We start from the raw sequence: 14,718 nt of genomic DNA on the forward strand, positions 1-14,718 counted from the left end.
AAAATAAGAAAAAAATGAGTTCTATAAATCTTCAGGAAAACCAGCTCTCGGGCTGTGCAACTTATGTAGCAATTGTAGTCGACGAATCTGGTTCGATCAATGGAAGCGAAGCACAGCAAATCCGTGACGGGCTAACTTCATTTATCAATTCTCAGGCACAAAGTAATATTACACTTTCGTTAATCGGAATGTCTAACAGCGATACCGCTGTTAGACTCGATAACGTTATCCAGAAAAAAATCGCGAGTAATCGTCAGGATTTTATTAATTGGATTGATTTATATGGTCTTGGAAATGAAAGCATACAATCAGATTATTGGGCTTCTGGTTTAAATGTTGCCAAAAATTTATCTGTCACACCAGATATCGTTTTTGTAGTTACAGATGGTCTGCAAGTCAATAATTCTGAGTTTTTAAAAAATCTGTTTACTGAGCTCAATCTTAACTCGAAAGTTTTTGTGTACGGAGTAACAAGCTCGTTTGATACTATTGAAGAACTAACTACACCACTGACAAACTTTTTAGGAAGAACACCAATTTTAAAAAATGATCAAACATCTGCTTTAAATTCAGATTATATCAGAGTTTCAGATTTCAGTACTTTAGGATATGAATTAAATAGGCTTGCTACAAACTTATCTGATTTACAAATTGGCTGTTTTCCTAGCGTAAGCATTATTGATGACAATTTGGTTTATCCTTCATTAAAGAAAGGCGTTAGAATTAGTAAACCATGTGGAACTTTGGTTCTAAAAAACAAAAGCCGAGTTCCGCTGACTTTAAGTGGTGGAACAAAAATTCATAGAGAAAAAAATCTAAACGGGCTTATCTTTAAGCTTAGCAATTCGGTAACTATTCCAGGAAAATCTGAAGTCGAAGTTCCAATTCGAATTGAAGGGAAAGCCCTAGCGCTTGGCCATTTTTCAGCTCTAGTAGATGTAAACAGTGTTTTTAATCCTTTAGGAATTAAGATTGATTTTAATGTCGGTAGAGAATCAGCAATCATTGATATTTCCTCAGAAAAAACAAATCTGCAGTCAGCCTATTTACAAATCGCCGCAGCAGGTTCAAGAGGAATTGACAGTACAAAAGGAATTCATCTTCGATGGATGTTGAATGGCAAGTTAGGTGATAATCACCTTCCAAAAGGCAAATTGTATGATGGACAAAACTCTAATTCAAGCTTTAATAAACCTGATGACTTTGTAAAAGTCTACAGAGCACCTTATACAAAAATTAGTCAAACTTTAGATTTAACCCAAAATCCAAATGTTGTTGATAATAGAAAAGCACTTTGGATTTATAAAACAGCAAATCCACAAAGATCTGTTTATATTAATTTTAAAGATGATAAAAAATATAAATTAATTAAACTGGGCATCGATCCATTAACTAATCCTATTGCTTTTATGCAAGCTTATGGAAATAGTTTGATTGAGATTGAAACCAAAACAGATTTATTTTTTGCGGCCGAATTAGATTTTTCATCTCCAAATGCTTCAAAAAGTGTAAAACTAGAAACTTTATCTGTTGCCGAAAACAAAATCACTGCTTCTAAAAATGTTAGCAGCCGTAAAACCTATACTTCAGAGCAATTAAACAATAAGATTCGTGTAGTTGCTGAAAATGGAAGAAGTATTCGATTTAAAGCTAATTATTGCCTTTTAAATGCTATTCAATTTGAGTTTTATTCAGATTTCATTACTAATGCCAATGTTAACGGAGACTGGATTTTAAAAGGAAAATATGGTCTTGACACAGATGATTTTAAAGTTTTTGAACAGCTTGAACCAAAATTAAACGCTGTTCATGGAAAATGGTTGAAATTTAATGATGGTGAATATGTAAACATTAAAAACTATAAAGCAAAATGGAACAGACCTACTGTTGCAAATGATATTACTGATGAAAACATCAAAGATATTGTACTGGAATATATTGATTTAAGTAAATCAGGTAATTCTAGAGCAGAAAAAAATATCCCTTTTGGTGATCGTATCCCTATCAATGACCCAAAAGATGGAGAAGTTCAGGAATATGCTGAGAATTTAACCGAAATATCGTATCTAGATCTTTTGAATATTGCAGCAAACGATTATCACGTTGCACGTATGTTAGGTTTGGGGTGTTTAGATCTTGATGAAGAAGTTTATAATGGCGAGTACATTTACTTAACAGAATACACCACTTTTGGAAGTTTAGAAGATGGCATAGAAGGAAAAGAAATACAACATCTTTCAATGAGTATTCCAACTTCTGTCCATACAGAACGTATGCCTCTTCCTGTGCAGTTAAGCAAAATTGTTCCAGGATTAAATGTTGATTCTGATGAAAATCCAAATAACAGAATTACAACTCCTGAAGGCTACAGTTTTGACGGAAAAAAAAGGTATGTGAGTTTATTTATGGATGATGTAATGGATTATGAGGCAGTAAATCCTAATTCAAAAAACGACTTTTTCAAATCCTCATTAGAATATGATGGAAGTACTTTTACTTTCCCAGTCTATTTAGGAATCGACCATAAAATTGCTTCGGAATCGATATGGAAAAGTCCAGAATTATCACATGATGTTGAATACAAAAGTATCGATCAGAATCTAAAGGAATCAAAATATGAAACCGTTCCAATTAACATTCCTGAACCTGGAAAATCTGTCCTAAATGCTATTCAGGAACAAACTGGAGAAAACACGTATATCTATCAAGGATACGGAATTAATATTTTCTCGAGAGCTGCGTCTGGCCGTCAAATCAGCATTAAATCTGACATCAAACCTGCCAATAATCTAATGCCTCCGAGCAATATGAATGCTCTTTTGGTTACAGAAGAAAACCCTTTATTATTTACTTCTCAATCAGAACAACAACTATTAGGCAAAATTACTGGAGCTGATAAAACATTAATCAGAATCATGTTTGATTATTATTCTGCTCAGGAATTATTAAGCTATCCTGTTCCAGAAGATCTAACTGTCAAAGATGCAGAAACCGATAAGAAGTCTATTTTTCCTGATGATGAGGAGATCTTGGCTGATCATTTTAAAATGTATTATAAAGACGGGCTTCCGGAAGTTGAATATGGTGAAATTGAAATTATTGACAATGATACTGCCAATAACCTTACTGCAATTGTAAAAATAAGAGAGTATAAAATTATCAGTAGCGGACAGGAAATTAAAATTGGATTAGATAATTCTAATAAAACGAGATTTGACGGAGGAATTCTAACGATTGGAGATCAAAATTATCTGATTCAAAATATCGAAGTTAAACTTAAAAAAGATGAAAATTCTAAGGATGTTTTTGATTATGCTTTAATTGAAGTACTTAAAAAGGAAGTAACTGACAAACTACATGCTGATGGAGATGCAACGATAGATTCTGAGCAGATTCAAAATATTGAACTTCCTGAAAGCAGATTGTGTACACTAGTGCAAAATATGCAGACAGCTTCTAACTGGCATCAGCCTCAAATTGGATTCACAGTTCAATATCCTGAGAATTTAAATGTAATTCATCGTGAAGTTATAGATCACACCAATGAAAACGGAGAGAATCTGCAAGTCGAAAAAACAAGAGGAGTTTGGAACAAAGCTGTAATTGAAAGAGTTTTTGAAGATTCGTACGAAATGCACGAAAATGGAGAATACAAAGTAAATGAAGAAGGCGATCTGATTCCGTTGCCAACCGAAAGAAAACATTTAGGATTATATAAAGTTATTTTCAAAAACTTTAGTTTACCTCAACATTCTCAATTTAAATCGGAGAAAGAAAACTCTGTGGAATGGTCAAATGGTATTGTCAGACTATTTACAAAAAGTGCTTTCAAAGAAGGAAATCCTGTTCCTGTAAAATCGAGAAAAGAGTTTAAGGTTTATAAAACCGAAAATATTGGTACAACTGGAAATCTAGTCTTATATATTGACGATCCTGATTTTAAACTTGGTAATTACGTCACACAAACCATGGCGGAGGACTATGATGAAATTTTAGGTGCCGAAGATGGTCCTCGTGAAGAAAATGAGTCGCCAAGTTACCCTAACGAGTATGTTTCTCAATGTGTAAACTACTATCCAAGCTACAAGGTTTATTTGTATGCAGATCCTGTTTCGGGAATTACAAAAGAAAATATTCAGCCAAGAGAAAATGAAAGTACGCACTACTCTAGTTTCGGGATCAGCACACATTCAAAGCCAGCTATCGGTTACAAATCAAAAATTAGTATTCCTTGTCCTATGTATGCTGTTAAAGTTGAAAAAACGGAGAAACCAGAAGAGATTATAGGAGGCAGTTTGTATGCAACACGTCCAGATTTTTACAATCGTTCAACTTTTACTTTTACAACTAAGTATAATGATGAACGAAAACCTTATGGGCTATTGCATTACAGAGCCAATGATGAAGATTTGTTGAATGTTTTATACAAACCGACAACCGTAAGTACAATTCGTGAAGAATTGAACAAACTAGGAGGAAATGATGAAATTGATTTTAATGCGAGATGGGCAGACTTTTTAGATTTTAATAGACCTGTTACAAGAGGCGAATATGACGTTTTTCCAAAAAATAATCCTGAAGAAAATTATCAGTTTCCAATGCCTGACAATGATGAGTTTATAGAATTAATTAATGATTTTATTAACTGGCATAATCAAACACAAGGTACAAAAGAGAGAACAATAACTTCGATTACATCATTAAATCAGGTTCTAATTTCGCAAGGAGTTCAAGAGCCAATGTTAGCAGTTTATTTTATTGAACAAGCCATTCATAACGCCTTTGTTCCATTAACCGAAGTGCCTGTAATTTATGAGCATATCAAAGGTAATGACTATACACCGGTTAATAAAAAGCAGACTATTAAAGATAAAAATGGAAATGCTTTAAAGCCAACTGACACCGATTTTGACATTGCACCTATGATGAAAATGGTTAACGAAAGTGAAAACAGAGTCCAATTTACTGATTTCAATTTAGATGGAAACTCGCAAAATATCTATTTCTATGCTGTTCGTGAAATGGACATTAAAATGAATTTTGGAGAGTTTAGTGACCTTTTAGGACCTGTAAAATTAGTAGCTTCTACTCCACCAAAAACTCCTGAAATCAAAAGGATTATGCCAATTCTTGAAAATCAGGTGTTGGGAATTAAACCTGCTGTTCAGATTGAATTAAATGCATATCAACCAGAGTACAGAATCAGGAAAATTAATATTTATCGCGCGAATACAATGCTCGAAGCTCAGTCAATAAGAACGATGAAATTGGCTAAAGAAATTGTAATTGATGAAGATACTTTATCTGCAGATTTTGAAAATGTATGGACGGTCTATGACAATTTTGAAGATTTAGAGGAAGTTCCATTCGGAGATGGTCTTTTTTACAGAATCACGGTTTCTAAGCAAATTGAGTATGCTGATTCAGAATCAACAACAGAAAATCCAATTATAAATAGTGATTATACTCCGTCACAGCCTTCAAAAATTACAGCAACAGTTATTGTTGATAATGTTTCACCTGAATCTCCTGTTTTAGAAGCCTCTGGAACTGTCACGGGAACAAATGGAGGAATGTTTACTTCTGTAGTTTTCAACTGGGAGAAAACAGTTTATAATGGTAAATATCATTTATACAAAATGAACGGTCAAGGGAATTGGGAGAAGATTCATGAAATTTCAACAAATCTCGAAAATGTTGCCTTACCACTTCAGCAGACAAAATTAAAAACGGATGAATTGATTATTAAAAATGAAGACGGAGACAGAATCTATCATCATTTTAAAGTACTCTCAGAAAACTCATCAGGCATGTTAAGCAGCGATGAAAAAATCCTAACTCTTTAAAAAATTAATAAATACCAATGATTTGATTCATTGGTATTTATTTCGGGTCTCATTAAAATATTTAAAAGCAAAGAAATAAAACTAAATAAAATGGCAACAAGCAGAAATGACTTTCACAACAAATTCAACAATGGAGATATTCCGTCGCACTTTGACTTTGTCGAAATTTTTGACAATTTCGTTCATAGAGACGATGACAAAGCCAATTTTCAAATGGTCGAAACAGGAACAGATAATCAGCATTATATTACTCCCGCACTTTTAAAAGCTGCATTTCAAAATGCGGGAATTATTGCGGGGAATTGTTATGTTCCTTACAAAGAATTTCAAGATAATTTTTCAGGATCATCTATTCAACTAGATTCTGCTCCTATTGCAGACAGTGCTAAAGTCTATAAAAACGGACAATTATTAAAGGAAATTGAAGATTATAATTTAAACTACGACAGTGGCGTACTTACTTTTACTGCTCCAATAAGCGGTCGAAATATTGAAATAAATTATTGGTCAAAAAATTTTGATACCGAAACTGAAGGATCTGATTATAATCCGATACTTGGAAGTTTGTCTATTCCTTACAAAGAGAACTTTGACGAAGAAACTTTTAACAATGATAAAATCACTTTAAAAGAAATACCTGTAAAAGATAGTATTAGAATCTATAAAAATGGCCAGCTACTTCGAGAAGGTGTAGGTAAAGATTATGCTGTAGATTATAACAATGGTAATATCACATTCTCAGCCGTAATAAGCGATCGTAATATCGAAGTTGATTATTGGTACAAAAGCACCGTGACTTTATCAGATTTAGAATTAAATACTAAATACGTTGACTTAACAACAGCTCAGACAATTGGAGGGAATAAAACTTTTACAGAAGAGGTTGAAGGTAAGAGCTTTATTAAAACCGGCGGAACTTCTAGTCAATTTTTAATGGCAGATGGTTCTGTATCAACTTCTCCTGGCTCTGATTACGATGCTGGACATGCGGGTTTTGGTATTCTAGCATTTGGAAATGGAGGTTATCAAAAATTCAGTAACGGGTTAATATTGCAATGGGCTCATTTAATGAGTAATGCCACTACCTATACTTTCCCTTTAAGCTGGCCAAATGGTGCTTTGAGTGTTATGGTATCGACTGTAAGAACAAATTCAGGAAGCAGAGGATACAACCATGTGGGAAATATTACTAAGAATACTTATTACGCCCTTATCGATGCAAACGAAGGCTATATGTTCGCAATTGGATGTTAAACTGTAAATAAAAAAACTAAAATTATGTATAAAGCAACATATAACGAAAACGGAGAATACACAGGTTTTTATGTAGAAGAAATTCATGAAAACATTCCTCAACCTAATATTGAATTAACTGAAGAAGAATGGCAACAAGGATTGTCAAAAAATTATAAAGTAATTGAAGGCAAACATGCTTTTTTTCCCGCTACTCAAAATAAAAACGAATTTTTAGAAAATTTAAGAATCAGAAGAAATGCACTATTAGTTGAAAGCGATTGGACACAAGTAGAAGATTCTCCTCTTTCTGAAGAGAAAAAAATGGCTTGGAAAAATTACAGACAAGAGTTAAGAGATTTAACTAATCAAGAAGATCTAACCGCTATTGTTTGGCCAACAAAGCCACTGTAATAGAAAAATCAAAAACTATTCTTTATTAAAATAAATATGGAAGAAAATATAACATACAAACCTTTCGCTTATATCGATCAATATAGTCCAGCAGAAGGAACAACGGTTTATTATAATACTGAAAAGACTTTAGCCGTAAAAAAGAATGATTGCTCCTACGGAACATCTGGAAATCTAGTTACTTTAACAGCTTCCGCTAATAAATTTGTTTCAACTATAAGTGTTGCAGATGCAGATCTGCAAGCTCAATCATGGCTAAATGCAAATGCGCAAGCTTATGCCAATAATACCGGAATTTGCACCATTAGAAGTACAGCATGGCGAGGAGAAAACCCGTCTTGTGTATTAGAACCGTCAACAGCTTTGTTGCCTTTTGATTATATGATAATCAGATACAAATGGGCATTGGGCGCAGGTCGTGATTTGGATACTTTTACCGGGTTTGTCAGCACAGGAACAGAATGGGATAATAAATATATGGGATTTGGTCATGGCAATGGAACTGAATTACCACAAAACAGCACAGCTATGCAATCCTACATTATGTATGCTGGAGACAATAGAAAAGATAACGGAGTTGAAGCTTGTCTAATCAATTTTGATAAACTTCTCTCAGACTATACTTCTTTAAAATCAGTTCCTGTTAGGATGGCTACAGCTTGGTTTGGTGAAATCGGAACAGGCAATATCGATGTCGAAATTACAACATACTCTGGAGGAACAATGCAAAAAGTAGATGCAGAATATGATTTCATTAACCTAGGAGGCTCACAGATACAACAGCTTACTTTTTCTAAAAACATTCCTAAACCACCTTCTTGGGTAAATGATATTGATCAAGTACCAAACATTGGATATATAACTTACGATAAAGACACTTCTACAGCGAAGGTTGCAATAACTTATTAAAATATGGAAAATACAGGATACAAATCTTTTGAAACATTAGAAAGATATTACACAGATGATGGAACATCAACTGGTGAGACTAAACCAAATATCGTTACAGATCCAGATTATATTGCTCCTTTTCTAGATATTACAAATTGTCCTCCAGGTGCAAGATTTTATAATATCAAACAGACTAAAACTATAACTAGAAATAATTGTGGTCCAGGATATTCGGGAAGCACAGTAACATTAACTGCCAATGCAAACCAATTTGTTTCAAATCAAAGTGAATTAGACGCAAACAACCAAGCAATTGCTTGGTTAGATGCCAATGCGCAGATATATGCTAATAATGTTGGGACATGTGAAATTATTGATAATTCAAACCGTCCTAATGCTCCCATAATTTACAGTACCCTTTTAAGTGATTTAGAAATTAAAGTATTTTGGACTATTCCTGATGATAATGCAGGAGTTACTGTGACTGGATATCAACTTTATAGAAAAGTCGGCTTGAATGGACAATGGTTAAGCCATAGAAACATAAACTCGAGAGATATTACATCATTCACAGACACCCTGTTAAGTTATGAAACCACTTATCATTATAGAATACAAGCCCAAAATACATTAGGAAATTGGTCTAATGATAGCGAACCAACTGCAGTAACAACAGCTGACAGACCTAACTGTTTTGTTGAAGGAACTTTAATTTCATTGTCAGATGGAACGCAATTGCCTATTGAGCAGATTACATTAAACCAAATGTTACTTTCTTCAGAAATTGCTTCACTGAATGATACAAATAATGTAAACAATTTATATAAATGGTCTTGCAACTATTTACTAGAAAACCGAATTAAATCTCCTGTTACGGGTATCCTTCCTTTGACTGCTCATAAAACAATCATTGTTAATGAAGGATTATTGGAAGCTACTCCAAGTCACTCTCAATTAATTCAGCGCAACGGAATTTGGAAATTTATTCCACTCGAAGATATTGTCGTAGGAGACAATTTGTATAACATCAACAAAAAAATCATTCCTGTGACTTCGGTTGTTGTTAATTTAGAAAAGAGAAATATTTATCCTCTAAGTTTGGCTCCTTCTCACACTTATTTTGCAAATGGAATCTTGACTCATAACATAAAACCTATAGATAATTAATATAGGTATTATGCACCCCTTTCGAATAAATACAGAAGAGCCTACTAACAATAAAATACATTCTGTAAAAAATATATCTATCAATGAATTTATTGGAATATGGGTTACTGACAAGCCAATAAGCAACAAATCACGATGCTTATTTCAACCTCAAATGCTAAAAAAGTGGTGGGAAACGGATGATTTAGGTAGATTTTGCAATCATTCTTTTGATCCAAATACAATTGTAATACAGTATTCTGATAAGCTAATATTAAAAGCTTGTAAAATGATCAAAAGTAATGAAGAGATAACTGTTGATTATAGAGAGATAACAAGTTTTACCGGATATACACCATATACGGATTTTTAAAATTTAAAAAATACCACAAAATGAACACAAACCATAATAGAATAAAAGTCGCTGATTTAGAAACAAATCAGCCTGATAAAATTTTAACAACAAACTCCAGTGGCGAACTGGAGTTTAGTGATATTAATAATATTAGAGCAGACAGCTACAATGGACTAGATTATGTAGAAGAAGGAAAAGCTTTGGATGCTAGACAGGGGAAAGTTTTAAAAGACTTAATATATAATAGTGCATATGCTCCCCATTTAGAAGAGTTAATTCCAAATTATTTTTTACCAAATGAAACAAATAACGTAATAATAAGAGGCTCGTTCTTTACACCAACAACTACTGTTGCAATCGAAGGGCAGATTATAAATTATGTTAAATTCAAAAGTGATAATGAAATTCATGTAAATTTAACTACTGGTCTAAATGAAGGTATTTTTGATGTAACCATTAACAATAATCAAATATCAAAGACATATACTGACAAGTTATTAATCAACTTAGGACAAGTAAGCTCCCCTATCGCTTCATCATGGTCAAACCTATTATCAACTCCTAATATTTCTGAAGAAGGAAGCATTAAAGTCTCGACCAATGGAATTACTCAAGGTGCTGATTGGAAAATTATACCTGCAAATGAAAATTTTCGAATAATAGCTGTTAGCAAAGAATCTCCTTTTAATGCTGGATATCTATTTGATGCTATTAGTGCGGGCGGAACAATTCAATTAATATCAACAGCCGATAACACTAAAAAAGTTTGGTTTATGTTTAGATGGTTCTCTGCTTTAGGAGGGAATGCTAGATTATATAATAGTTTTGGGGAAGACTCTGGAGATGCTTCAGCTACAATTGCTTATGGTCCTCCACATGGCAAAATTGCTACAATTGAAAGAAAGGCAGGTATTTGGAAATTTTATGTAAATAACGTATTAATTAAATCATATACCTCAAGTATTAATGAAGAACTATTGATTCGATTTCGTGTAAATAATCAAGAAGTTACAGGAATTAAATATGTAAAATTAGCAACTTAAAAAAATGAACACAAACCACAATAGAATAAAAGTCGCTGATTTAGAAACAAATGAGCATGATAAAATTTTAATTACAAACTCCAATGGCGAATTGGAGTTTAGTGATCTAACCTCTGCTTTAGATTTTAAAACAATCAATGGAGAATCAATTCTTGGAAGTGGAAATATCGACCTATCAAACAAGCAAGATATTTCAAACCAATTAGAAGTAAACTCAAGCCAAGTCATTCCTTCTAATTGGCACGGTAAAACTGTACTCTTTACCACTAACTGTACCATTACAGTACCTGCTTCATTGCCCCAAAGTTTCATTTTTAACGGGATTACATTACCAGGAGTAAGCTTAACGTGGGCAATTACTGCCCCACATACTTGGTTGTTTGGAGTTCCATCAGTAACAAGCGAAAAGCAGATTTTTACTTTTACAAAAAGAGGAGCAACAAATGGTGTCTTATTATTAGGCGTATAATTATGGGAGCTTTACTTCAAAACACCATTTTTGGGAAAAGTAAAAACTCTTTTGTTTCTACTTGGCGAACTTCTAATATTTCTACTGGATCTACTTCAAATACACAAATAAAACTGCCCTTAGTTGCATCAGGGACTTACAATTTTATAGTTGATTGGGGTGACGGAACTTCTAACACTATCACTATTTGGAATCAAGCTGAAACTACACATACTTATGCATCAGCAGGAGATTATACCATAAAAATAAATGGGGTTTGTACTGGATGGCAGTTTAATAATACTGGTGATAGACTCAAGATTTTATCAGTTGAAAGATGGGGTAGAAATTTTAGACTTGGAACTAATCAAGGAAGTTATTTTTATGGTTGCGCTAATCTACGATTAGATTTCGTCTCTGATGTTTTAAACCTTAATGGAACCAGTAGTTTAGCTAGTGCTTTTAGATTTTGCAATGTGCTTACAACAATTAACAGATCTAACGAATGGAACACGTCGTCCATTACTAACATCAGCTATATTTCTCAGTACTCTCCATTATTCAATCCTCTAATAAGCTTATGGAACGTAGGAAATGTTACCACTATGCAAGGTGCTTTTTTTGCTTCTGGTTTTAATGGCGACATAAGCAATTGGGACACTTCTAAAAATACTACCTTTTATTTAACTTTCGCTGATAATACTAATTTTAATCAAGATATTGGGGGTTGGGATACAGGTAATGTACTAAATATGCAACAAATGTTTCAAAGTGCAGCAGCATTTAACCAACCAATAAACTCTTGGAATACATCTAAGGTAACAAACATGGCCAGTATGTTTCAAACTGCTTTAGCATTTAATCAAAATATTGGCTCTTGGAATGTTTCAAAATCAACAAATTTTTCAAGTATGTTTCAAGGCGCAACCTATTTTAATAATGGAGAAAGCTCAGACATAAATAATTGGCAAATAAATACAAATGCTGCTGTTAACATGCAACAAATGTTTAATAAGGCATCTTCATTTAACCAACCGTTAAATAATTGGAATACTGAAAATGTTACAAACATGAATCTTATGTTTGGTTCTACAGATTTTTTTAATCAAAACATAGGAGCTTGGAATGTTAGTAAAGTGACAAATTTTTCGAGTATGTTTAATACTGCAAGAGAATTTAACAATGGTGGCAGTCCAGATATAAATAACTGGATTTTAAACACAACTGCTAATATTGTGATGGATAGTATGTTTAACAATGCAAATAAATTCAATCAGAACATCGGCAATTGGAATGTATCAAGAGTTACTACTTTTCAACAAATGTTTTTAAATGCAACTATGTTTAACAATGGTGGTAGTTCAGATATAAATAATTGGCAACTAAGTACAACATTCGATATAAATATTTCACAAATGTTCGCAAATGCTATTGCTTTCAATCAAAACATTGGTTCTTGGAATGTTTCTATGGTAACAACATTTACTGGAATGTTTCAAGGTGCTAAAGCATTCAATAACGGAGGGAGTTCTTCAATAAATGGATGGCCAATTAAAACAACTGGGAGTGTGATAATGACAAGTATGTTTAAAGACGCAATTTCATTCAATCAACCAGTAGGTTTGTGGAATGTTTCAAATGTTACAAGTATGTATGCTATGTTTTATGGCTGTAAAAATTTTAATCAGAACATATCCACTTGGAACACTATTGGTGTAACAACTATGAATGCGATGTTTTTTAATGCCATAAATTTCAATCAACCAATAGGTTCATGGAATGTTTCAAATGTTACAATTATGAGTTTTATGTTTTGCGTTGATTCGGCTGGAGGGGGCAATATGCAATTTAACCAACCAATAGGTTCTTGGGATGTTTCAAAAGTTACAAATATGAATGGCATGTTTGATGGCCTTTCATTTACCTCTTTATTCAATCAAAACATAGGTTCGTGGAATATATCAAACGTTACAAATTTCGGAAATTTCATGAGGAAAAAAACTGCTTCTAATTTTTCAACTACAAATCTAGATGCAATTTATAATGGATGGAGTAGTAGACTAGTTCAACCCAATATTAATATACTTTTTGGCACAGCAAAATATACATCTGCATCAAGTGCTGGAAGGGCAATTTTAACTGGAACACCTAATAACTGGGTAATTACGGATGGGGGAATGTAAAATTTTCTCAATTCTTTTTTTAAGTCCTCTAAACAACTTTATACTTAAAATAAAAAATATAATAAATAATGAGCACAAATCACAACAGAATAAAAGTGGCTGATTTGGAAACAAATGAGCCTGATAAAATATTAAAAACAAATGGAAATGGAGAACTAGAGTTCAGTGATATTTCACAAAAAGAGTCTGATCCTGTTTCTGCAACTACTTCAGGCATTGTCAATAATACAGCTCTTCAAGAATTGGGAGGTGTAGATAAAACAATTAATGGGCTTAGAATCGGTAAGGGTAACAATTCTATGACTCGTAATACCGCTTTAGGTCTATCTAGTTTAGAGGTTAACACTACAGGAGATTTTAATACTGCAATAGGTTGGAATTCTTTAAAGACTAATACTACAGGAGCTAGCAATACAGCTGTAGGTGTAGCTACTTTATTCTCTAATACTGAAGGCATTAACAATACTGCATTAGGTAGATTTGCTTTATACTATAATACTACAGGACAAAGTAATACAGCCATAGGATATTCTGCTTTAACATATAACACATCAGGAATCTACAACACAGCAGTAGGAAATTCCGCCTTATACAAAAATACAGGGTCTCTTAATACTGCGCTAGGTTTTAGAGCTGGAGGAGAAGTGACTACAGGAAGTAATAATATATTATTAGGATTTCAGGCAGGAAGAGCTCTAACAACAGGAATTAAAAACTTGTTAATTGAAAATACCGTTAATGATGGAGTAAAAACAGGAAGTAGAAATACTATTTTAAATCCTTCTCAAAATGTTACTGGAATCGTAGATGGAAATAACAATACTATTATTGGAGGAGTTGTTACATCTGATGTTACCGATCATATAATTTTAGGAACAGGATATGGACTAATTGGTTTTATTAGCGATAATACAGGTTTAACAAGAGTTCCTAGACAGACTAATCCTTTAATAACAGGTGATACAACAGGAAAAGCTATAATCACAAAAGAATATTTAGCTACGAGTTTACCTTCATTGACAACAGCAAAAGCGGCTCCAACTTCTGCCACAGCTACAGGAGTAAAAGGAGATATTAGAATCGATAATGATTATGTATATGTCTGTGTAAACACAAACACTTGGAAAAGAAGTGCATTAACAACTTGGTAGAATAAATT

10 protein-coding genes are annotated in these 14,718 nt (G+C 33.1%); all 10 read left to right on the plus strand.

Annotation, left to right across the window (positions count from 1 at the left end; translation table 11 throughout):
- Positions 1 to 14: 14 nt before the first annotated feature.
- The 10 genes from BSF41_RS20080 (at position 15) to BSF41_RS20125 (ending at position 14,710) form a co-directional block, all read left to right on the plus strand.
- Positions 15 to 5,846 carry a VWA domain-containing protein gene (locus BSF41_RS20080; RefSeq protein WP_095931287.1) on the plus strand — a complete coding sequence of 1,944 codons (5,832 nt, stop codon included), beginning with the start codon at positions 15 to 17 and terminating at the stop codon, positions 5,844 to 5,846.
- A gap of 90 nt (positions 5,847 to 5,936) precedes the next feature.
- Positions 5,937 to 7,100: a hypothetical protein gene (locus BSF41_RS20085; protein WP_095931288.1), complete on the plus strand. Its 1,164-nt coding sequence runs from the start codon at positions 5,937 to 5,939 to the stop codon at positions 7,098 to 7,100.
- Between the two features lie 24 nt (positions 7,101 to 7,124).
- A complete protein-coding gene (locus BSF41_RS20090) occupies positions 7,125 to 7,493 on the plus strand; it encodes a tail fiber assembly protein (RefSeq protein ID WP_095931289.1) in 369 nt (122 codons plus the stop codon).
- A 36-nt stretch (positions 7,494 to 7,529) separates the two neighbouring features.
- Positions 7,530 to 8,402 (plus strand): DUF5977 domain-containing protein, encoded by an 873-nt coding sequence (locus tag BSF41_RS20095; protein WP_095931290.1) that lies wholly within the window; start codon positions 7,530 to 7,532, stop codon positions 8,400 to 8,402.
- 3 nt (positions 8,403 to 8,405) lie between these two features.
- Entirely contained in the window at positions 8,406 to 9,551 is a 1,146-nt protein-coding gene (locus tag BSF41_RS20100; protein ID WP_095931291.1) for a DUF5977 domain-containing protein, read from the plus strand.
- A 10-nt stretch (positions 9,552 to 9,561) separates the two neighbouring features.
- Positions 9,562 to 9,903 carry an SET domain-containing protein gene (locus tag BSF41_RS20105; RefSeq protein WP_095931292.1) on the plus strand — a complete coding sequence of 114 codons (342 nt, stop codon included), beginning with the start codon at positions 9,562 to 9,564 and terminating at the stop codon, positions 9,901 to 9,903.
- 20 nt (positions 9,904 to 9,923) lie between these two features.
- The gene (locus BSF41_RS20110; RefSeq protein WP_095931293.1) at positions 9,924 to 10,928 is read left to right on the plus strand and encodes a hypothetical protein; all 1,005 of its coding nucleotides are present in this window, start codon (positions 9,924 to 9,926) and stop codon (positions 10,926 to 10,928) included.
- A 4-nt stretch (positions 10,929 to 10,932) separates the two neighbouring features.
- Entirely contained in the window at positions 10,933 to 11,397 is a 465-nt protein-coding gene (locus tag BSF41_RS20115; RefSeq protein WP_095931294.1) for a hypothetical protein, read from the plus strand.
- A 2-nt stretch (positions 11,398 to 11,399) separates the two neighbouring features.
- A complete protein-coding gene (locus BSF41_RS20120; RefSeq protein WP_095931295.1) occupies positions 11,400 to 13,559 on the plus strand; it encodes a BspA family leucine-rich repeat surface protein in 2,160 nt (719 codons plus the stop codon).
- Between the two features lie 68 nt (positions 13,560 to 13,627).
- The gene (locus tag BSF41_RS20125; protein WP_095931296.1) at positions 13,628 to 14,710 is read left to right on the plus strand and encodes a hypothetical protein; all 1,083 of its coding nucleotides are present in this window, start codon (positions 13,628 to 13,630) and stop codon (positions 14,708 to 14,710) included.
- Positions 14,711 to 14,718: the final 8 nt, after the last annotated feature.

The organism is Flavobacterium sp. ACN2, assembly GCF_002303885.1.
Taxonomy (GTDB): domain Bacteria; phylum Bacteroidota; class Bacteroidia; order Flavobacteriales; family Flavobacteriaceae; genus Flavobacterium.

Bases quoted from the DNA above. Each gene is read 5' to 3' on its own strand.
- BSF41_RS20080 (WP_095931287.1), top strand. From the start codon at position 15: ATGAGTTCTATAAATCTTCAGGAAAACCAGCTCTCGGGCTGTGCAACT.
- BSF41_RS20085 (WP_095931288.1), top strand. From the start codon at position 5,937: ATGGCAACAAGCAGAAATGACTTTCACAACAAATTCAACAATGGAGAT.
- BSF41_RS20090 (WP_095931289.1), top strand. From the start codon at position 7,125: ATGTATAAAGCAACATATAACGAAAACGGAGAATACACAGGTTTTTAT.
- BSF41_RS20095 (WP_095931290.1), top strand. From the start codon at position 7,530: ATGGAAGAAAATATAACATACAAACCTTTCGCTTATATCGATCAATAT.
- BSF41_RS20100 (WP_095931291.1), top strand. From the start codon at position 8,406: ATGGAAAATACAGGATACAAATCTTTTGAAACATTAGAAAGATATTAC.
- BSF41_RS20105 (WP_095931292.1), top strand. From the start codon at position 9,562: ATGCACCCCTTTCGAATAAATACAGAAGAGCCTACTAACAATAAAATA.
- BSF41_RS20110 (WP_095931293.1), top strand. From the start codon at position 9,924: ATGAACACAAACCATAATAGAATAAAAGTCGCTGATTTAGAAACAAAT.
- BSF41_RS20115 (WP_095931294.1), top strand. From the start codon at position 10,933: ATGAACACAAACCACAATAGAATAAAAGTCGCTGATTTAGAAACAAAT.
- BSF41_RS20120 (WP_095931295.1), top strand. From the start codon at position 11,400: ATGGGAGCTTTACTTCAAAACACCATTTTTGGGAAAAGTAAAAACTCT.
- BSF41_RS20125 (WP_095931296.1), top strand. From the start codon at position 13,628: ATGAGCACAAATCACAACAGAATAAAAGTGGCTGATTTGGAAACAAAT.